General features: G+C 62.2%; 17 protein-coding genes and 1 pseudogene. 3 read left to right on the plus strand and 15 right to left on the minus strand.

What is annotated here, in order from left to right:
- Positions 1–42: 42 nt before the first annotated feature.
- From ACZ9EJ_RS22735 to ACZ9EJ_RS22770, 8 genes and pseudogenes are all read right to left on the minus strand, one after another.
- Positions 43–558, minus strand: coding sequence for a ferritin-like domain-containing protein (locus ACZ9EJ_RS22735; RefSeq protein ID WP_046640582.1), 516 nt, complete (start codon positions 556–558; stop codon positions 43–45).
- Between the two features lie 535 nt (positions 559–1,093).
- On the minus strand, positions 1,094–2,428 hold the full coding sequence (gene aptA, locus ACZ9EJ_RS22740; RefSeq protein ID WP_476099885.1) for an omega-aminotransferase AptA: 1,335 nt from the start codon (positions 2,426–2,428) through the stop codon (positions 1,094–1,096).
- A gap of 143 nt (positions 2,429–2,571) precedes the next feature.
- Positions 2,572–4,179, minus strand: a complete 1,608-nt coding sequence (locus ACZ9EJ_RS22745; RefSeq protein ID WP_046640585.1) for an ABC transporter ATP-binding protein — start codon at positions 4,177–4,179, stop codon at positions 2,572–2,574.
- Entirely contained in the window at positions 4,179–4,994 is an 816-nt protein-coding gene (locus tag ACZ9EJ_RS22750) for an ABC transporter permease (RefSeq protein WP_046640586.1), read from the minus strand. The genes ACZ9EJ_RS22745 and ACZ9EJ_RS22750 overlap by 1 nt, the downstream gene beginning before the upstream one ends.
- Positions 4,991–5,446, minus strand: coding sequence for an ABC transporter permease (locus ACZ9EJ_RS22755; protein WP_476100490.1), 456 nt, complete (start codon positions 5,444–5,446; stop codon positions 4,991–4,993). Before ACZ9EJ_RS22755 ends, ACZ9EJ_RS22750 begins: the two co-directional genes overlap by 4 nt.
- Before the next feature lie 319 nt (positions 5,447–5,765).
- Positions 5,766–5,945, minus strand: a pseudogene (locus tag ACZ9EJ_RS22760) (ABC transporter permease); the annotation flags it as partial.
- A gap of 3 nt (positions 5,946–5,948) precedes the next feature.
- On the minus strand, positions 5,949–7,520 hold the full coding sequence (locus ACZ9EJ_RS22765) for an ABC transporter substrate-binding protein (protein WP_046633195.1): 1,572 nt from the start codon (positions 7,518–7,520) through the stop codon (positions 5,949–5,951).
- 37 nt (positions 7,521–7,557) lie between these two features.
- Positions 7,558–8,718 (minus strand): C45 family autoproteolytic acyltransferase/hydolase, encoded by a 1,161-nt coding sequence (locus ACZ9EJ_RS22770; RefSeq protein ID WP_046640588.1) that lies wholly within the window; start codon positions 8,716–8,718, stop codon positions 7,558–7,560.
- A gap of 104 nt (positions 8,719–8,822) precedes the next feature.
- Between ACZ9EJ_RS22770 and ACZ9EJ_RS22775 the strand changes: the two genes are divergently transcribed.
- Positions 8,823–9,698: a GntR family transcriptional regulator gene (locus ACZ9EJ_RS22775; protein ID WP_046633199.1), complete on the plus strand. Its 876-nt coding sequence runs from the start codon at positions 8,823–8,825 to the stop codon at positions 9,696–9,698.
- Between the two features lie 68 nt (positions 9,699–9,766).
- Here ACZ9EJ_RS22775 and ACZ9EJ_RS22780 read toward each other — a convergent pair whose 3' ends face one another.
- The 7 genes from ACZ9EJ_RS22780 to ACZ9EJ_RS22810 form a co-directional block, all read right to left on the minus strand.
- Positions 9,767–10,645, minus strand: coding sequence for an aldose epimerase family protein (locus ACZ9EJ_RS22780; RefSeq protein ID WP_052764599.1), 879 nt, complete (start codon positions 10,643–10,645; stop codon positions 9,767–9,769).
- Entirely contained in the window at positions 10,632–11,819 is a 1,188-nt protein-coding gene (locus ACZ9EJ_RS22785; protein WP_046633202.1) for a galactarate dehydratase, read from the minus strand. The genes ACZ9EJ_RS22780 and ACZ9EJ_RS22785 overlap by 14 nt, the downstream gene beginning before the upstream one ends.
- Positions 11,820–11,830: 11 nt before the next feature.
- Positions 11,831–13,063: a mandelate racemase/muconate lactonizing enzyme family protein gene (locus ACZ9EJ_RS22790; protein ID WP_046633204.1), complete on the minus strand. Its 1,233-nt coding sequence runs from the start codon at positions 13,061–13,063 to the stop codon at positions 11,831–11,833.
- Positions 13,060–14,820, minus strand: coding sequence for an ABC transporter ATP-binding protein (locus tag ACZ9EJ_RS22795; protein WP_046633206.1), 1,761 nt, complete (start codon positions 14,818–14,820; stop codon positions 13,060–13,062). The genes ACZ9EJ_RS22790 and ACZ9EJ_RS22795 overlap by 4 nt, the downstream gene beginning before the upstream one ends.
- A gap of 7 nt (positions 14,821–14,827) precedes the next feature.
- Positions 14,828–15,949, minus strand: a complete 1,122-nt coding sequence (locus tag ACZ9EJ_RS22800; RefSeq protein WP_046640589.1) for an ABC transporter permease — start codon at positions 15,947–15,949, stop codon at positions 14,828–14,830.
- Between the two features lie 9 nt (positions 15,950–15,958).
- Positions 15,959–16,945, minus strand: a complete 987-nt coding sequence (locus tag ACZ9EJ_RS22805; RefSeq protein WP_037085996.1) for an ABC transporter permease — start codon at positions 16,943–16,945, stop codon at positions 15,959–15,961.
- 141 nt (positions 16,946–17,086) lie between these two features.
- On the minus strand, positions 17,087–19,036 hold the full coding sequence (locus tag ACZ9EJ_RS22810) for an ABC transporter substrate-binding protein (protein WP_046640590.1): 1,950 nt from the start codon (positions 19,034–19,036) through the stop codon (positions 17,087–17,089).
- A gap of 193 nt (positions 19,037–19,229) precedes the next feature.
- Between ACZ9EJ_RS22810 and ACZ9EJ_RS22815 the strand changes: the two genes are divergently transcribed.
- Together ACZ9EJ_RS22815 and ACZ9EJ_RS22820 are read left to right on the plus strand one after the other, a co-directional pair.
- A complete protein-coding gene (locus ACZ9EJ_RS22815; RefSeq protein ID WP_046640591.1) occupies positions 19,230–19,679 on the plus strand; it encodes an RraA family protein in 450 nt (149 codons plus the stop codon).
- The gene (locus ACZ9EJ_RS22820; RefSeq protein WP_046633216.1) at positions 19,679–20,398 is read left to right on the plus strand and encodes a FadR/GntR family transcriptional regulator; all 720 of its coding nucleotides are present in this window, start codon (positions 19,679–19,681) and stop codon (positions 20,396–20,398) included. The genes ACZ9EJ_RS22815 and ACZ9EJ_RS22820 overlap by 1 nt, the downstream gene beginning before the upstream one ends.
- The last annotated feature ends 17 nt before the right edge of the window (positions 20,399–20,415 follow it).

Genomic DNA, 20,415 nt, shown 5'->3' on the forward strand with positions numbered 1-20,415 from the left:
CGGGCCTGTCCGCAGGAGCGGTCGGTAACGGACCCGCGTTGGTCAGGTTTTTGCACGTTCGCCCGCTTCCTTGAGTGACGCGAACCTCATCGTCACGCTCTTGAGATTGTCGTCCAGCCATTTGGCCATGGCGATCTCTTCCTCGAGATTGCTCTTCAGCGCCGGCGCCAGTCCCGGAAAACCGCCATGTTCGGCGATGGTGATGAGCGACTTGTAGGCGGCGATCTCGTAGTTCTCGAAAGCGAAATTGGCCAGCGAGTTCTTGATGATTTCGTCGCCGGCAACGCTGTGGCCCATCGCCGCCATGCTGCCGGTGAGGGACAATGCCATGTCCTTCAAGCTCGAATGATCTTCCGCAAGGCTCTTGAGAACTTCCTCGACCCTGGCGATCTGACCTTCCGTCTCACGAATATGCTGCTCGAGCCGGGCCGCCACTTCCGGATAGTTTTCGATCCGCGACACCTGCGGCTTCATGATCGACAGGGCCTGCTTTTCCATGGCGTGCGCGTTTTTGAGGCCGGTCACGAAGATGGAGCGGGTTTCGGATGTAACTGCCATCGCATTTCCTCTTTGGTTGTGTGGGACCCACTAACTGAGAGAAGGAGCGATAGTTCCAGGACGCTCAGGCCCGGAGAATATCCGGGGACCCTCCAGCATCGGTGACTGACCGGCAAGGTAACGCCTGAGGATGAGCGGAAAGGATGCCACAACCGCGCAGCTGTTCGACCTCGGCATTCGTTTCGATTGCAGTCGATGTATTGAATGTCCTTGAGAGGCCGTCGGCTCGCCTGACGGACGCCGCCACCGCGCAGCGGGGAGAAATCATGGCCGGTTCAGCCTCGATGGTCAGGACATCCCCGGGGCGGAGTGCGTCGCTCCGGCCCGCATTCAGCCATGCGAGCATGACGGCCTTGGCCTTAGATGCATCGTCGCCGGCGGTCCTTAGAACGTTCTCCAGCAGTGTCCGGTGGATATTCGGCATGCGCGCCAGATCATCGCCTGCCCCGGCTGGGCAGGTCGATCAGATCATAGCTCAGACCTTTGATCTCGATTTCCGCACCCATACCAGCCCGCAAGCCACCCGCCGTCACTGCTACAACGTCTTCAAACCGGCGGCGATGGTCGAAAAGAGCATGTCGATTTCCGTCTCCGAAATGACAAGGGGAGGAGAAAGAACGATGGTGTTTGCTACCGGCCGTATCATCACGCCTCGCTCGAAGCAGAAATCGTAGACCTTTTTCGCCAAGACCCTGCCGCCGGCGACGTCTTCGCCAAGTTCGATGCCGGCGAGCAGCCCGAGATTGCGGATATCCACAACGGCAGGCAGGCCTTTCAGCGAATGGGCCTTCTCCTGCCAGACCGGCTCGATCGCCGCAGCCTGCTCGAACACGCCTTCGTTCAGATAGACGTTCAGCGTCGCCATGGCCGCCGCGCAAGCCAGCGGATGACCGGAATAGGTGTATCCATGCGAGAACTCCACAGCCCCTTGCGGGGCGATTTCCATCAGCGTCTCGTAGACATTGCAGGAACTGATAACGCCCCCCATCGGCACCGCACCGTTCGTCATGCCCTTGGCAATGGCGATGAGGTCGGGCGTGACGCCGAAACGGTCGGCCGCGAACGGATGACCGAGGCGGCCGAAGCCGGTCACCACTTCGTCGAAGATCAGCAGGATGCCGTGGCGCGTGCAGATTTCCCGCAGTCGTTCCAGGTAGCCAACCGGCGGGATGAGCACGCCCGTCGAGGCCGCAATGGGCTCGACGATCACCGCTGCGACCGTCGATGGATCGAAGGTCTGCAGCATCTGTTCGAGCGCGTCGGCGATCTCCGCGCCGTGGCCTGGCTGGCCGCGGCTGAAGGCATTGCGGGCGGGATCATGCGTGTGGGGCATATGGGCAGCACCCGGCAAAAGCATGCCGAACTGCTTCTTGTGCGGCCCCATGCCTGCCGCGGAAAGCCCTCCGAAACCGACGCCGTGATAACCGCGCTGGCGACCGATGATGCGCTGCCGCTGTCCTTGCCCGCGCGCATGGTGATAGGCGAGGGCAAGCTTGAGTGCGGTATCGGTGGCCTCCGACCCGGAATTGGTGAAGAAGACGTGATCCAGCCCTTCCGGTGCGAGGGCCGTCAGCCGGCTGGCATATTCGAAGGCAAGGGGATGGCCGAGCCCGAACGAGGAGGCGAAATCAAGCTGTGCTGCCTGTTTCTGGATCGCCTCGACGATTTTTGGATGCCCATGCCCCGCATTCACGCACCAGAGGCCGGCGATCCCGTCCAGAAGACGGTGGCCGTCGCTCATGTGGTAATACATGCCGGACGCACCGGTGATGATCTGCGGCTTCTTCTTGAAATCCCGGTTGACCGTGAAAGGCATCCAGTAGGATTCGAGCGAATTGGCGTTGAGCTGCTGCATGTGAATTGCTTTCATTCTTCGATCAGAGGAAATCGGCCCTTTTTGGGATCTGCGTCGTCACTTTGCCGCAACCAGCTTGTTGACGGAGGGCGGGATCGGCGCATGACGTTCCCGGCATGAGAGACGAAGGGATTGCCGTCGAGCGGTCTTGGGTCTCATTACGCGGCAAGGCCGAGGGTGGGCGTCGCCTGAAGCAGAGCCTGCGTATAGGGGTGTTGCGGGTGATCGAGGATCTGGCCGACGCTGCCTTCCTCGACGATCAGGCCCTGCTGCATGACGACGATCCGGTCGGCGACGCGGGAGACGGCGCCAAGATCGTGCGAAATGAAAAGGCAGGCGAAGCCGTGGTTTTCCTGCAGCTTGCGGAAGAGATCGAGAACCTGCTTCTGGATCGTCATGTCGAGCGCCGAGACGGGCTCGTCGGCGACGACGAAAGCGGGATTGCGGATGACCGCACGCGCGATCGCGACGCGCTGCCTCTGCCCGCCGGACAAGGCATGCGGATAACGATCTCCAAGTCCGGCAAGGCCGACCTCACCCAGGATATCACTCACCCGCTCGGCCTTTTCCCGGCCGCTGAGTTTCGGGCCATGTATGAGCGGCTCGCCGACGATTTCCGCGATCTTCTGGCGCGGGTCGAGGGACGAATAGGGATCCTGGAAGACGAGTTGGCACTGCAGGCGGTAATCACGGGCAGCGGCCCGGTCGGCGGATGCCATCGGGCGCCCGCGAAACAGGATGTCTCCTCCCGACAACGGCAGCAGGCCCAGCATCGCCCGTCCGAGCGTGGTCTTGCCGGAACCGGAACCGCCGACAACGGCGACGACTTCGCCGGGGCGCACGCCGAGCGAAACACCCCTTACCGCAAGCTTCTTTTCCGCGGTGCTGAACATATTGCCGGCGCCCGAGAAGGTCACCTCGACACCGCGGGCCTCGATCAGCGGCGCCGCTTCGGCGGGGGGCACCCGGCCGTGGTCACGTTTCGGCAGGGCGTCGATCAGCGTGCGCGTATATTGCTCTTTCGGCCGATGCAGAACCTCCTCGACCGGTCCCGATTCTATCAGTCTGCCCCGCTCCAGGACGAAGACCTTCTTCGCGTATTGGGCGACGAGACCGAGATTGTGAGTGATCAATAGAACCGAGGTTCCGAAGGTGCGCGTCAGATCGACCATGACCTCCATGACCTCGCGCTGGGTCAACGTGTCGAGCGCCGTCGTCGGTTCGTCGGCGATCAGCAGCTTCGGCCGAAGCAGCATGACCGAGGCGAGCATGATGCGCTGGCGCATGCCGCCCGAGAACTGATGCGGGAACGCGGCAAGGCAGGCTTCTGGGTTCGGGATTTTCACCCGCTCCAGCATTTCGGATGCACGTGCGCGCGCCGCCTCGACGCTCAGCTTCTCATGCAGCCGCAGCCCCTCGACCAACTGTGCGCCGATCGTCATCGCCGGATTGAGCGATACCATCGGCTCCTGGAAGACCATGCCGATCTCGGCGCCACGAACTTTGCGGATCTCGCTACCCGTCATCTTCAGGACGTCATTGCCTTCGAACAGGATCTTTCCGGAGACCGGCGTGATTGCCTTGGGGAGCAGCCGCATGGCCGCGCGTGCGGCGACCGTCTTGCCGCTGCCGCTTTCGCCCACCAGTGCGACGATGCTGCCCGCCTCGACATCGAACGACACGTCATGGAGGATTGGGTGCCCGTTCGAGGTCGTGACGCGGAGATCGCGGACGTCGAGCAGGGGCCGGGAAGTTTCTGCGTTCATCACCGTTGCTCCATTCTCGGGTCGAAGCGGTCCCGCAGCGCATCTCCGAGCAAATTGATGCCGAGCAGCGTCATCGAGATGCAGATGCCGGGGGCGAGCCCGAGCCAGGGGGCCTTTTCGATATAGGTACGCGCCGCAGACAGCATGTTGCCCCAGGTCGGCGCCGGCGGAGGCACGCCGAGGCCGAGGAAGCTCAGGCCGCTTTCCGCCAGCACCACCCAACCGAACATCGAGGTGGCGAGCACCACGATCGGCGCGGTGCAATTGGGCAGGACATGGCGAAACATGGTGGCGAATTCGGAATTGCCGATGACGCGCGACGCCTCGACATATTCCCGTTCCCTGGCCGACAAGACGCTTGCCCGGACAACGCGCAGCACCGAGGGGGAATAGGCGATCCCGAGCGCCAGGATGATGCCGTATTTGTTCGGGCCGGAAATCACCATCAGGCCGAGCGCCAGCAGGGTGCCGGGAAAGGCGAGGAGCGCGTCGCTGAAGACCATCAGGATCCGGTCGACCAGCCCTCGCGTGTAGCCTGCGATCAGTCCGGTGGTCGTGCCGACCGTGATCGCGAAAGCAACCGTCAGGATGGCGACCGTCATGCTCTGCACCGCCCCGGTCATCAGGCGGGAGACGACATCGCGGCCGAATTCGTCGGTGCCGAGCCAGAATTGCGCCGATGGCGGTTTCAGCTTGGCAACGAGCTTGATTGCCGCCGGCTCGTAGGGCGTCCAGAACAGAGCCACGAGGGCCATGCCACCGATGAAAATCAGCAGGGCCGAGCCGATGAGGAGGTTTGCGGGCTGCCTGATCATGAGGCGGTGACCCGCGGATCGAACAGCGGATAACACAGATCGACGATCAGATTGACGATCACGTAGATCAAGGCCGTGAACAACAGACATCCCTGTACCACCGGATAGTCGCGAGCGAAGATCGCATCGACGAGAAGGCGCCCGAGGCCGGGCAAGGTGAAGACGGTTTCCAGGACCGCGATGCCGCCGAGCAGCCCGCCGAGCACCAGGCCGATCATCGTCCAGGTCGGGGCGAAGGCATTGGGCAGCACGTGGCGAAGCAGGACCTTTCGTTCCGAAAGACCCTTGGCGCGGGCATGCATGACATATTCCAGCCGCAGGATTTCGATGGCGCTGGCGCGCATCATGCGGGTGAGCACGCCGACCTCGATCAGCATCAACGTCACGACCGGCAGGATGACATAGGTGATGGGCGGTCCACGGTTTTTCGGTGAACGGCACGTAGCCGACAACCGGCAGCCATCCGAGCTTCAATCCAAAGACCAGCAGAAGGACGAGACCGAGCCAGAAGCTGGGAACCGACATCAGCAGCGTCGAGGCGGCGACGATGGCGACATCCACATGCTCGTTCTGCCGCCATGCCGCCACAAGGCCGGCCGGAACCGCGATCAGCGTCGCGAGTGCCACGGCGATCAGGACGATGGTGGCACTGACCTGGAAGCGGTCGAGCATCAGGGGCAGGACGGGCGCGCCGTTGGAGATGGATAGGCCCAGATCACCCCGCAGGACATTGCCGAGCCAATAAAGGAACTGCATCGCCACCGGCTGATCGAGGCCGAGATTGGCGCGCAGGCCTGCAAGCTCGTCCGGGCTGGCGCTATCGCCGAGGATCAGCTGGGCCGGGTCGCCGGGGATCATCCGCACCAGGAAGAACACCATGACGGCCACGATCAGGAGTGTCGGAAGCGTCCATAACAGACGCTTCGCGACATATTTCGAAAGGGCGTGCATGAGCTATTTCCCTTGTGCGAAGGAAACGCCCCACATGCGAGGATAACCGACCGGCCACGTCTTGTATCCTTCCACATTGGCGCGCACCGCGCCGATGCGGGTGCCGGAATAGAGCGGGATCAACGGGACGTCGGCGCGGATCATGCCTTCCAGCTTGTCGAGCAGCGCCTGCCGCTCCTTGGCATCGCCGATCGTTGTGCTCTCGGCGATCAGCTTCAGGCCCTCCGGATTGTCCCATACCTTGTTCGGGCTCTTGTCCTTGCTGCCGCTGACCATGTCGTAGGAAAGCGAAGGATCGAGGCGTGCGGAATAGGTGAACGACATGGCGGAGTAGTTGCCGGCCGTGTAGCGGTCGAGCAGCGTCGCCCAGTCGAGCGTCTCGATCTCGATATTGATGCCGGCTTCCTGCGCCATCGCCTGGACGAGGACCGCGGCATCGAAGAGCGACGGATAAAACTTCGTCGCCAGCCACTTGATCGGCTGGCCCTTGTATCCGGCTTCCGCCAGCAGCTTTTTCGCCTCGTCGAGGTTGCGGGCCGGGATTTCCTTCTGCTGCTTGCCGGAATAGGGGCTCGGGACCGGAATGACCGAGAAATTCGCCGGCGACTGGCCGTTCGTCAAGGCTTCCGAGATCTGCGCGATATCGAGGGAGAGCAGTAGCGCCTTGCGGATCCGGACGTCCTTCAGCAGCGGATCGCGGGTCTGGAATAGAAGAGCGGTCAGGCCCATGCTGGCGACCTTGTCCACCTTCAGCTTGTCGCTGCCGGAGAGTTCCTCGACGTCGGCATTGTTGACGTCGCTCAGCACGTCGATGTCTCCGGAATAGAGCGCGGCCTTGGCCGCAGCATCGTCTGGAATGATCATGAAGCGCACGGCCGCGATCTTCGGCTTCTTGTCACCGACATAGCCGGTACGCTCGCCGCCGGGCGAGACGTAGTTGGGATTGGCAGCAAGCTGCACATATTGGCCGCTGCGCCATTCCTGCAGCATGAAGGGGCCTGTTCCGACAGGCTTCACCCACTTGCCCTGCGCATCGAGCGAGCTCTTCTGGTAGATGCCGGTGCCGCCGCAATCGGTGCGGGCAATGGTGGCGAGGAAGAGGGCGGTCGGCTTCTCCAGCGTGAAGACGACGGTTGCGGCATCCGGCGCCGCCACGTTGGTGACATTGGCGACGCCGGAGCCTGTCACGTCCTTGAGACACCTCCAGGCGGTCTTGGGATCCACGTAGCGCTGCCATGAGGACAGGACATCGGCGGAGGTCAACGGCTCGCCATTGCTGAACTTCAGCCCGTCACGCAGCTTGAACGTATAGGTCTTGCCGTCGGGGGAAATGTCGACCGACTTTGCCAAGAGCGGCGCGATCGAGGCGTCGTCCTTGTATCCGACAAGGCCTTCGACCATGTGCAGGACGATCGCGTCGCTATTGGCATCACGGTTGACGCCGGGATCGGTCGAGCGGATGTCTGCATTGATGCGCACGCGCATCGTCTTGTCCTGCGCCATGGCCGCGCCTGCGGCGGTCGTGGCCAGCAGCGCGACCGCTGCCGTCGTCTTCAACAGACTTTCAACTTTCATTGGAGGCTCCCGTATTTGTTCCCTTATGGATTTTTGTTTAGGCCGCGTTCGTTTGAGCCTTGCGGGGCTCTTCGACGGGCCTGATCCTCATGTCGAGGCTGTAGTTCCAGAAATGTGCTCCGAGCGCCGGCAGCAACGCGACCTCCATGCGGCCTTCGCCCGGCACCATGACGATCATGGCGACCGTCGCGGACTGATTGTTGGACAGCGATTTGCGCGGCGGGCGGCAGACCGACCAGGGACTTTCGAACGTATCGGAGAGTGCGGTCTTGACGGTGTCCACCGTGACCTTGCCGACATGCGGCTCGATCAGCTGGCGGACGCGCAGATCACGGTAGAGCGAGTCCGGCATGTTGACGACGCCCTTGTCGAGCAGCTTTGACAGTGCAACCTGGCTCTGGAAATGGTTGGCATGCACCAGCACGCCGTTTTGCGGGTGAACCAGAAAAGTTTCGTCGGGCGCACATTCGAAATCGATTGCGACGCCATGGGCGTGGCCGATCATCATGTTGTTCGACGCAGACTTGCGGGTTCCGTAGACCGCCTGCATGGACATCGCCAGATGGTCCTGTTCCAGAACCTTGCGGCGGATGATGGCGAGCGGCACGCCGAGTTCCCGGTAATCCCGGTCGGTTTCGAGGTAGTTGCCGCTGATCGAGATGCCGGCGGAGTTGAAGCCGGTCCGCGCAAGGCCGCCGGCTTCGGTGAAGGTGATGATGTCGGGCCCATCGCTGCGCTTGATCTTGAGCACGATCGCCGTTTCGGCGCATTCGGCCTTCCAGTCCCAATTCTGGGCGTGGATGAAGACGTTGTCTCGAGCAGCGGAGGGCATGACGAAAACGCCGGTGCAGCCATCCGACTGGATGAAGTCCGCCTGACCCTTTTCCCGGCGGCGCGCAAGCTTGAGGATTTCCGTGCGTGCATTGAGCAGCAGGATTGCAGCCAGATCGGTGTTCACGGCCCGGGCGATGCCGCGCATCTCCTCGATATACTGGGAACCAAAGTCCTCGATCGCGCTGGCGAAACGGTCGATCATCGCCGCCAGGTCGCTGTCTGTCAGGCCGGAGGAATGCAGCTGGTCCTTGTAGTGCCCGATGCCCTTGAGGATACGCTCCGCCGCCTGTTCGCCATATTGTTGGCCGCGCTCGAATGGCGTACCAGAAATCTCGATGAGCGGGCAGGGAAGAGGCAAGGTCATGATGACGTTTTCCAGATGCTGTATGGCGGCAGGCCGAACGGTTGCCTTCGCGTAAAAAGTATTTCATACAACAAAAACCAAAATTATCGGAAAGGCAAGCGGAAATGTCAGACGCGTCCACGCCTCTTCAGCAGGACCTGATGCGCCGCATCGTCGACGTCATCCATGAGGACAATCTTCAGCCGGGGGCCAGATTGCGCCAGAACCAGTTGGCGGACCGGCTGCGCGTATCCCGCACGCCCGTTCGGATGGCGCTCGAACTCCTGGAATCGCAAGGTTTCGTGCAGCACGAGCAAAACAAGGGCATGACGCTTTCGGCAATTCCTCCCAGGGTGGAGACACTGGAGGCGCCGGCCGCCGATGAAGAACTTCTCGTCGCGATCGCCAAGCTGCGGCGCGACGGCGCATTGCCGGAGCAGTTCGCGGAGCTGGAACTGATGCGGCTGACGGGGCAGGAGCGCACGCCCGTCCGTCAGGCGCTGATCAAGTTGGAAGGCCTCGGCGTGATTCAGCGCCGAAAAGGGTATGGCTGGCAGTTTTTCGACCCGGTCCGCGACGTGCGTGCTCGAGAAGAAAGCTACGATTTTCGGCTGCTTATCGAATGCGCAGCCATCCTGTCGCCGGATTTTTCGCTTTCCGCTGACTGGATCAGGTCGATGCGATCACGGCACGAGGCGATGCTGAGTGCCGCCTGGACCGACGCATCCAGCGTCACCCTGTTCGAAATGAACGCGGAATTCCACCTCGGCATCAGCGCAGCCTCCGGAAACCGCTATATCGAGGAGGCCATGAACCGCCAGAACCAGCTTCGCCGTCTATCCAACTACAACTGGCAGCATGGCGCGGATCGCGTGGCCGTCACCTGTCGGGAGCATCTGGAAATACTCGAACGGCTCGAGGTGGGCGACAACGAAGTCGCGGCGGCTCTCATGCGCAAGCACCTGACCGGCGCCCGGGGAACATCAAAGTCGAGAAACTGAATTTTGTAAGATGAAAATCTCTATCAGAGTTGTTGCGCCGCTAAGGGGGTCAATCCGGTGCCGGGTTCTCAAAATCCCCCGAAAGAAAGGCTAAAGCTTGCCGAGCGCTGTTCCCCGGCGCGCAGTACGAAAAGTCCTGAATCACCGCCGGCAGGAAAACCGAAAGCGCCGGCAACGTGCGATACGGGTTCGAGGCATACATAGCCCGCGGTGCGATGGGCCACGAGGTGTTTCAGGTCCGGCCCAGCCGTCAAAGTGGCCTCGATGCCACCATTGGTCACAACCGTGGCCCGCTGCCAGTCCGAGAGAAAAAGGGTATGGGCTTCGTTCGGCAGTGGTTTCTCACTCCGGACTTCAGATCGGGTCCCGTCTGGAACGCCCGCCTCACCCGGCGGCCAAATCCTGTTGGCATCGCAGGATGCCGGCCTGCCGAGATCAGCCGCAAAATACGGATGCCAGCCAAATCCGCCGGGCATGGAGGCCTGTCCCGTATTGGTCATTGCAAGCTCGATATCGAGCCGGTCGTCGCCGAGCACCAAGCGCTGTACAGCGCGGAAGTCGAAGGGCCAGTCCGGATCGGCGTCGTAGTCGAGCACCAGTTCGATCCGATCTGCACCAAGCGAGGCCACCTGCCAGGCGCGGCGATGGGCCGGACCATGCTGCGCATCTGTGCCAAGTGTGGGGTGCGGCAGGACTTCATGACGCTTGCCGTCATGCACGAAAGCGGCGCCGACGAGCTTGTTGTGATAGGGAAACAGCGGGTAGGCGCCGGCCTTCGGCCAGTTCAGCGGCTCGAATTCCGGACCGGGCGTCGGCACCAGGATATCGCCCAGCCGGTCATGGACGAGGTGGGTCATCCGGCCGCCGTTGTCGGGCAGGAAACGGGCCTCAAGCGGCCCGCTGCGAATGCTTGGCCAAGCCTTCCCCGTGATTTCAGGCGAAGGCATAGGATCCATCCGGTCGCTTCGGCACGCGACGCTGCCAATGGACGTATCCGTCCTCCTGCATCGCCTTTTCGTCCATTTCGACACCCCAGCCGGGACGGTCCGGGCGAAGCTCGAGATAACCGTCCTTCGGCAGGTAGGGATCGGCGACGTAACGGGCCGAATCCTCCCGCGTCTCGATCTCGGTCCCGCCATAAACGTAGGCCTGGCCCGTCGGCAGGCGGTATTCGAGGATCTTGAAATTCTGCTGGGCGGCCGAGAAATGCACGTTGACCGCGGTTGCCAGAGGTCCCATCGGGTTGTGCGGGGCCACGCCGACATAAAAGGCCTCGGCAAGCGTCGCGATGCGGCGCATTTCCGAAAGCCCGCCGACGACGCAGATGTCCGGCTGGATCAGATCCGCACCCTTCACCTGCAGCAGGCGCAGGAATTCATAGCGGCTGTAGAGGCTTTCGCCCGTCGCCAGCGTGCATTCGAGCCCCTGCTTGAGTTCGCCCCATGCCTCGATGTTTTCCGGCCGCAGCGGCTCCTCGTAAAACAGCGGGTCGTAGGGTGCAAGCGCGTTGCCGAGCTGTCGGGCGGCGGCGGGTTCATAGATCTTGGCATGCGCATCGAAGGCGATCTCGTAATCGTCGCGCACCGTCTCGCGGAGTTGGCGGAAGTAGTCGGCGGACGCCTTCACCACATTGCCCCAGCGGTTGGTATGCATGTCGATCCGCCAGGGGCTGAGCTTGAACGCGGTGAACCCCCAGCCTTCGTTCAGCCGGTCGAATTCGTCGCGCGCAGCCGGTGCGTCCGGCGCGGTGTAGACGCCTGCATAGACCTTGATCTTGTCGCGCACCTCGCCGCCGAGCAGCTTGTAGACGGGCAGGCCCGCAGCTTTCGCGGCCAGATCCCAGAGGCAATGGTCGAGGCCGGCGATCGCCGCAAGCCCCATGGCGCCGGGAGGAAACCGGCTCTGCTGGATCATCAGATTGACGAGGTAGTCCACCCGCGTCGGGTCCTGGCCGGCAACAAAGCCGTAAAGATAGTCCAGAAGCGGCGGCAGCGCCTTGTCCGGCCCGTGATTGTAGCATTCGCCCCAGCCGGTCAGACCGTCGTCGGTATCGAGCGCGACGATGACACGCGGGCGGTCCTTGTCGCGGGTCATGAAAACCCGCATCCGGTCGATCTTCATCTTCTGTATCCTTACTTGCCGAAATACTGCCGACGCGACACACGCGTCTGCACATAGAGATGTTCGCCCCAGGTGCCCGGCGCATAGGCGCCGCAATCTGGCTGAACCTGTACGGAAAGATTGCCCTGGCTCGGGTAGCGGGCAACGAATTCCTCGTCGATATCGCAGCCCAGTCCCGGCGCGCCCGGCACCACGATCAAGCCGTTTTCCTGGACCGGATGCGGCACGATCACACTCTTGCGTCCCTCCCAGTCGTCGTCGAGGCGTTCCAGGATCAACGCATTCGGGATCGCGGCCATCAAATGCAGAGCGGCATATTCGGCGACCGGCCCGAGCGAGCCGGAATGTGGCGCGAATTGGATGTGGTGCGCCTCCGCCATGGCGGCAATCTTCTTCATCTGGGTAATGCCGCCGGCACGTCCGGTATCCGGCTGGATGATGTCGACCAGTTCCTTCTCGATCAACTCGCGCTCACCGAAAATCGTGGCGCTCCGTTCGCCGGCGGCAAGCGGCACATGCGCTGCATCGCGGATGCGGCGGTAGCCATCTACGTTCTCCGGCGCGATGGGGTCTTCCACCCACATCAGCTCATAAGGCTCGAGCTTGCGCACCAGCCGGCAGGCATCGGCGGGCGTCATCCATGGTGCACCGTGAAGGTCGATGGCGATATCCACCTCGTCGCCGACCGCTTCTCGCAACGCGGCGACCTTTCGGACTGGATCGGAAACGCCGCCGCATTTTATCGCCTTGATGCCGCGGCTCTTCACGGCAAGCGCCTGTTCCACGGTATTGGCATGCGAATAGATCGGAATATGGTCGCGAACCTTGCCGCCGAGCAGGTTCCAGATTGGCACGCCGAGCGCCTTGCCCTTGATGTCCCACAGCGCCATATCGATGCCGGTCATGGCGCCGCCGCCGACCGTGCCGAGCATGCCGTGGCCCATCATGGCGATCATCATCTTCTGCCACAGCTTTTCGATATGGGTCGGGTCCTCGCCGATCAGGAGCGGCGCGAGATCCTTGATCGCGGTCTCGATGACGCGCGGCCAGCCAGAGCATTCGCCGATGCCGGTAATCCCTTCGTCTGTATCGATCTTCAGGAACAGCCAGTTGCGGGTGCCGCCGAAATAACCTCGTTCCTGCAATCCTGGACCGGAAGAGGCAGATGCGTCGTCGGACGCCCATTTCGAACGGTGCGGCTGACCCACATGCATGAGGAAGGTGCGGATTCCCGTGATCTTCATCGTGCAGAACTTCTATTCTTGACGTTGCTGGGATCGATATGGGGGCTCGGTTCGATGTACCGGAAGCGCTTCGAGCGATCGCGATCGCGGGGATCCGGCCGGGGAATGGCCGAAATCAATGCTTGCGTATAGGCATGATCGGGATTGTTGCAGACCTTCTCCGCCTCGCCGACTTCCACGAGCTTTCCGCGATACATGACGCCGACCCGGTCGCACATGTAGCGAATGACGCCGATATCGTGGCTGATGAAGATGTAGGCGAGCTGGAGCTCGTCCTGCAGCCGCATCAGGAGATCCAGCACCTGGAAGCGCACCGAGACGTCGAGCGCCGAGGTCGCCTCGTCCGCCACGATGATGCGCGGATTGAGGGTGATTGCGCGCGCGATGCCGATGCGCTGGCGCTGGCCGCCGGAAAATGCATGCGGGTAGCGCTCCCGCCCTGCGGGATCGAGGCCGACCTGATCCATCAGGTGGCAGACCCGCTCGTCGAGTTCCTTGCCCTTCGACAGTCCGTTGACCAGCAGCGGCTCCCCGATCACCTGCGCGACGGTCATGCGCGGGTTGAGCGAACCGAACGGGTCCTGGAAGACCATGCGCAGCTCGCGGCGGGCGGCCTTCAGTTCACTTCCCTCAAGCCTGGCGAGATCGACCACCTTTCCATCGGCGCGGCGGTAATGCATCTCGCCGGATACCGGATCGTAGAGCCGCATGATCGAGCGGCCGAGGGTCGTTTTGCCGGAACCGCTTTCGCCGACGATGCCGAGCGTCTCGCCGGGCAGGAGAGCGATCGAGACGTCGTTCAGCGCCTTCATCTCCCCGAAATGCATGGAGAGGTTGCGGATGTCGAGGATCGGCTCTGCGGTGGTGTCGAGCGGCGGCCGGGCGAGGCGGATTTCCGCCTTCTGTTCCAGCTTCAGCACGGAACCGATAAGCATCTTCGTGTAGGCATCCTGCGGCGTATGGAAGATCTGGTCGACCGGCCCGTATTCCTTGATGACGCCGTGATGCATGACCAGCACGTCGTCGGCAATCTGTGCCACCACGCCCATGTCGTGGGTGATGAACAGCACCGCCATTCCGGTCGTCTGCTGCAGGCGCTTGATCAGGTCGAGGATTTCAGCCTGGGTGGTGACGTCGAGCGCGGTGGTCGGCTCGTCGGCGATCAGCAGCTGGGGCTTGCACGCAAGCGCCATGGCGATCATGGCGCGCTGGCGCATGCCGCCGGAATACTGAAAGGCATAACGGTCGAGCGCCTGTTCCGGATTGGGGATTTCCACCTGCCGGAGCAGTTCGGCGGCTTCCTTGCGGGCCTGCGCCTTGCTCATGTTCAAGTGCAGGCGCAGCACTTCGGTAATCTGGTCGCCGACGGTGTGCACCGGCGAAAGCGACGACATAGGCTCCTGGAAGATCATCGCGATGTCGCGGCCACGGACCGCGCGGATCGCCTTGCTGCGCGGATCAAGCCTTGCAAGGTCGACCGAGCTGCCGTCCTGGCGATTGAGGATGATCGAGCCGGAGGCGATGCGGCCGGGCGAGTCGATGATCTGCAAGATCGAGCGGGCGGTGACGGATTTGCCGGAACCGCTTTCGCCCACCACGCACAGGGTCTTGCCGGGCTCGATCGAAAACGAGATGTCGTTGACCGCCTTGAAGATGCCGGTGCGAAGCGGAAACTCCGTCACCAGGTTCTTCACCTCGAGCAGCGTCTTGCCCGCTGCCATCGAAGGACGGGGCGTGATGGATAGGATATCGGTCATCCGCGCCTCACTTGTTGTACGGGTCGGCCGCATCACGCAGACCGTCGCCGAAAAGGTTGAGCGCCATGACGGCGATGACGACCGCAAGCCCCGGCATGAACAGCCATGGCGCGGTGGCGATGGAGCGGATGTTCTGCGCCTCGCGCAGAAGAACCCCCCAGGAGACTGTCGGCGGCTGCAGGCCGAGGCCGAGGAAAGAGAGCGATGTTTCCGCAAGGATCATCGCCGGCACGGCCAATGTCATCGAGGCGATGATGTGGCTTGAGAAGCTCGGCAGCATGTGACGGAAGATGATGCGGCCTTCCGAGACGCCGTCGAGACGAGCGGCGGCGACGAATTCCTCGGTTCGCAGCGACAGGAAGCGGCCGCGCACGACGCGGGCAAGCTGTGCCCAGCCTGTGAAAGACAGGATGATGGTGATCATCATGTATTGCATCGCTGCCGGCCAGCCCTGCGGCAGGGCTGCGGCGAGCGCCAGCCAGATCGGAATGGTCGGCAGCGACAGCACGAAGTCGATGACGCGTTGCATGACGAAGTCGATCCGGCCGCCGTAATATCCGGAAATGCCACCGAGCACGATGCCGAGCAGCAGCGACAGGAAAACGCCGACCAGGCCGATCGACAGCGAGATCTGCGCACCCTGCACCGTGCGGCTGAAGACGTCGCGTCCGAGACGGTCGGCGCCGAAGAGATAGAGCGGCTTGGTGTCGTCCGTGGTGGCGATGAGGTGGATGTCGGTCTCGAAAAGGCCAAGCACCGAATAGGTGTAGCCACGCCCGAAGAACTGGATCGGGATCTTCGTATTGGGATCCTCGACGAAGATGGCGGCAAGCGTGTTCGGATCGCGCGTCAGCTTCATCCCGTAATAGTACGGGCCAAAACTGAACCCGTTTGCCGTATCGAGGAAATGAATGCTCTGCGGCGGATGGAAGGTCGAACGGGCGTTCTGCATGATCGGGTCGTTGATCGCAAAGAAGCCCGGGAAGATCGCGACGGTATACATCGCGACGGTGACGAAAAGGGCGGCCATGGCGAGCTTGTGCCGCTTGAAGGCCCACCAGATCAGCTGCCATTGCGCCGCGACGGCGACGCGATCGGGGCGATCGTTGAGGATGGTTGCATCGACCATTCGGGCCTCCTATTCGAGCCGGATGCGCGGATCGACCAGCGCAAGCAGGATGTCGCTGATCAGCGAGCCGATCAGCGTGAGAGCGCAGATCAGGAGCACGAAGGCGCCTGCGAGATACATGTCCTGCGCCATCAGCGCCTGGAGAAGCAGGGGCGCCGCTGTCGGCAGGTTGAGCACGATCGCCACGACGACCGAGCCGGAGATCAGGTTGGGCAGAAGCCAGGCGATCGTCGAAATGAACGGGTTGAGCGCGATGCGCAGCGGGTATTTGATCAGCAGCCGGAACTCCGAGAGCCCCTTGGCACGAGCAGTCGTGACGTAGGGTTTGGGCAGCTCGTCCAGCATGTTGGCGCGCATGACGCGGATCAGGCTGGCAGTAGAGGACACCGCGAGGATCGCCACCGGCAGCCACAGACGCGACAGAAGGTCGAGCGTCTTGGCAATGCTCCAGGGGGCCGTCTCGTATTCAGGTGAGAAAAGGCCGCCCACATCCGCGCCGAACTCGACGGCGGCGATATACATCAGCACCAGCGCCAACAGGAAAGACGGGATCGACAGGCCGAAGAACGTGAAGGCCGTGAATGCATAGTCGCCGATCGAATATTTCTTCACTGCCGAATAGACGCCGATCGGCAGCGCGATCGCCCAGGTGGCGATCAGGCTTGCGAGCGCAAGTACCAGGGTCAGCGCCATGCGTTCCCAGATAAGGCCGGAGACCGGTTGCTGCCACTCGAAGGAAATGCCGAAATCACCCCGGGACAGAATTCCCCAGATCCATTTCAGATATTGCACCAGCATGGACTGGTCGAGGCCGAACCGCTCGCGCAGTGCGGCGGCGGTGTTCTGATCGACCACTTCGTTGGAAGAGGCAAGCGTCGCGATATAGGTGGTGACGAAGTCGCCTGGCGGAAGCTGGATCAGAACGAAGGCGAGGAAGCTCACCGCAAACAGCGACGGGATCATCCATAGCAGACGTTTGATGATAAATTTTAGCATGCAAAGCTCGCAATTCGGATTGCACGGCATGCCGATCCGAAAGCTCGTCGGCTATCGTTCGGGCAGTGGATGCATGGGACCGGAAGGGTGCCGCCGCCGGTTAGGCGGCGGCACAGTTGGAGTAAGTCAGCGCGTGCCCGCTCAGCTCGTGAACGTGAACTGCTGCGGCAGGGCCGGGCCGGGGTTCGGCCAGGACCAGCTATCGGGCTGTTTTTCCGGAACGTTGCGCAGATTGTTGCGGATCACCCCGAAACCACCCACGGCGAGGCAGATTCCCATGACTTCGAATTCTTCCGCGGCGATATCGAAGACCTGCTTCATGATCGCGCCGCGTTTGTCGACATCGGCCGTGGAACGAGCCTCGTCATAGAGCTTGAAGCGCTTCTTCTGGCTTTCCGGGGGCTCTTCGCCCTTGGTGCCGTTGGACGTGTACCAGAGCGTCCACGGGATGGCGTAACGCGACCCTTGGGGATGGAAGGCGAAGAAGTCGCGCGGATCGAGCATCGGGTCGAGGCCGCCGGGGCCCGGCCAGACCTGCGCATCATGGGCGTTGTCGTCGCCTCGCGTATAATAGAGCGCGCGTTCGATGGTGTTGACCTTCATGCTCACCCCGATCTTCGCCCAATGCGCCTTCACCAGTTCCAGCACGTCGACCAGGTCGGGATAGAGCGTGGGGATGACGTCGACCGCGAAAAACAGCGGCTGGCCGTCAGGCCGGAGACGGATGCCGTTGGCATTCTTCTTGTCGAGGCCCGCCTTGTCGAGCATGGCATTGGCCTTGTCCGTCGCAAACTCGGTGAACTGCCGGGCCAGCTTCTCGTGATACCACGGATGGCCGGGGCGCGGTCCGGTCTGGTAGCCCTCGCTCTGGCCGAAATAGACGATGTCGATGATTTCCTGGCGGTTGATGCCCATCGACAGCGCCTGGCGAAACGACTTGTCGGCGAAGATCTTCCGCAGCACCGGGTCCTTGTGGGTCATGTTGAGGTAGAGCGAGCACTGCTGCGCCGCGGACGGGACGAGCGACAGCAGGCGGTAATCGCCCTTCTTCATGTTCTGCGATAGCGTCGGCTTGTTGGCGAGCGAGTTGATATGGCGCTCCTGGATGTCGATCTTGCCGGAGATGACGTTGAGCATCAGCGACTCGACGTCCTGCGAGATGCCGAAATTCAGCTCGTCGATATAGGGCAGCTGGTTGCCGTCGGTATCGACCTGCCAGAAGTAAGGGTTGCGGACCATCAGCACCCGGGTTGCGCCGCCGGAATAGGCTTCCTTGATCATCCACGGATCGAGCACCGGCTTCTCGGCATTTCCCCAGCGCTGCGGAATCTCGATGTCGCCGCACTTGGCGCGGAAGAGGTCCGGCCAGCTCGATGAACCGGCCGCTTTTACGTCCGCGTCAAGGTTCGGGTTGTATTTCGGCAGGAACTTGCTGCAGTAGTGCTTGGCAAACAGAGTCGGATGCTGGCCGAGCGGGGTCGCAAGGTTTTCCAGATAAAGCGCGTTGGCTGCGGCGAAGGTGAACTTGACGGTGTAGTCGTCGATCCTTTCGACCACGACCGGCTTGCCGGCCACGGCAATCTGCGCCGGCGTCGAGCTGTAGAGGTCCTTGTTCTTGACGACATCCTCGATGGCGAAGACCACGTCGTCGGCCGTGAACGGATGGCCGTCCGACCACTTCACGCCCTTCAAGAGGTAGAAGGTGAACTGCGAAGCATCGGCATTGACCTCCCACCTCTCAGCAAGGTTCGGCAGGACGGCGGTGAAATCCATGTTCCAGCGCACCAGGCCCTGGTTGCCGACCATGCGCAGGATGCCGTTATGGTCGGACGAGCCGCGAAGGCCGCGCCGCAGCGTGCCGCCGTAAGCGCCCACCTTTTCCCAGGGCTTCACGACCATCGGGTTCTTCGGAAGACGTTCGGCAAGCGGCGGCAGCTTGCCGTCCTTGACGAGAGCCGCAAGCTGCGGCGCCTCCTTGGTCGCGGCCGCGCTGGCGCTGCCGCCCGCAACTGACAGGGCAACAGCCCCGCCAACGCCTGCGAGGAACGTCCGGCGGGTAAAGCCGGAAGACATATTTTCGTCGTCGCGCATAAATTTCCTCCCAAATGAACCGCCGACCTGAAAGGCGATCGATGGCAGGTTCCCTACCGCCACGACCGCCGAGGACCTCCATCCCATCGGCTAAAATGACCATAAGCAGGTTTTCAGATGATTACAAGTATTGACAGATTTTTACAGGTTAAATACTGCTGGTTCAAAAGCCATGTCGACAGGGAGGAGACGCATGACTTTCAGCGACGAATCGCGCCAAAAATTGAAGAGCGTCTCGGCAGCAACGCTGACGTCGGTGCGTCTGAAACACGGCCTGCGGAACGTCTTCATTCGCAACGTGCACAAGATCAGCAAGGACGCTCCGCGCCTCGTCGGACCGGCCTATCACTCCGCGCCTTCCGCCCCGACCAACCTAATCAGGCACCACGCGCTCGATCTCAACCAGCCGATCGGCTGTGGCGATGTGCCCGTCTATCCGGGCGACATCATGGTCGGCGATGACGAAGGCTTGGTTGTCATTCCGGCGGCGATGGCGGAAGAGGTGGCCGACGAAGCCTTCGAGCAGACCGTTTTCGAGAATTTCGTCGAAGAACGCGTAAGGGCGGGCAAGGGCATTTTCGGTCTTTGTCCACCGGAAGCCGAACTGGCCTTTCGCGAACGGAGACGTGAAAAGGGACGTTGATGAACCAATCGGGCGTGATAGCGGCCTCCAAGGCGGAGCCTCGTTTCAGCGACATCATCTACGAGAAGATCGTAGGCATGATCGCCGACGGCCGTTTTCCCGTCAACGAGCGCCTTCCGTCCGAGCCGAACCTCGCAGTCATGTTCGGGGCGTCCCGCCCCGTGGTGCGCGAAGCCTTGGAGCGGCTTCGCAGGGATCAGCTGATCGTGTCGCGCAAGGGATCCGGTTCCTATGTGCGGCAGCGGCCGGACTCGTCGGTGCTGAAGCAGGTTCCGGTCGGATCGCTCGCCGACGTGCAACGGTTCTTCGAGTTCCGCGCCGGACTTGAGGCGGAGGCGGCAGAACTGGCGGCACGCAACTGGCAGGCTCATGACAGGATCCGGATCCTTTCGGCGCTTGCGGCCCTCGAACACTGCCTGGAAATCGGTGAACTCGGTGCGGAAGAGGACCAATACCTGCACGACGCCATCGCCGCGGCGACCGGCAACCAGTTCCACGTCACTGTCCGCGACTGGTTCAGGCCGCATTTTTCGATCGGCATGTCGGTGACCCGCAGCCTCAGCCTGAAGCGGACGCCGCTGCATGTGCGGCACGTGCAGGACGAGCACCAGGCGATCGTGGAGGCGATCCTGGCGCGGCGGGAAACGGCGGCCCATGACGCCATGAAGAACCATATACTGAATGCGCGCGCCCGCATGTTCCAGGGCGTGGGAGGCTAGGAGGCCTTCGATTTCAT

It is taken from the genome of Neorhizobium sp. USDA 3394, from assembly GCF_056280385.1.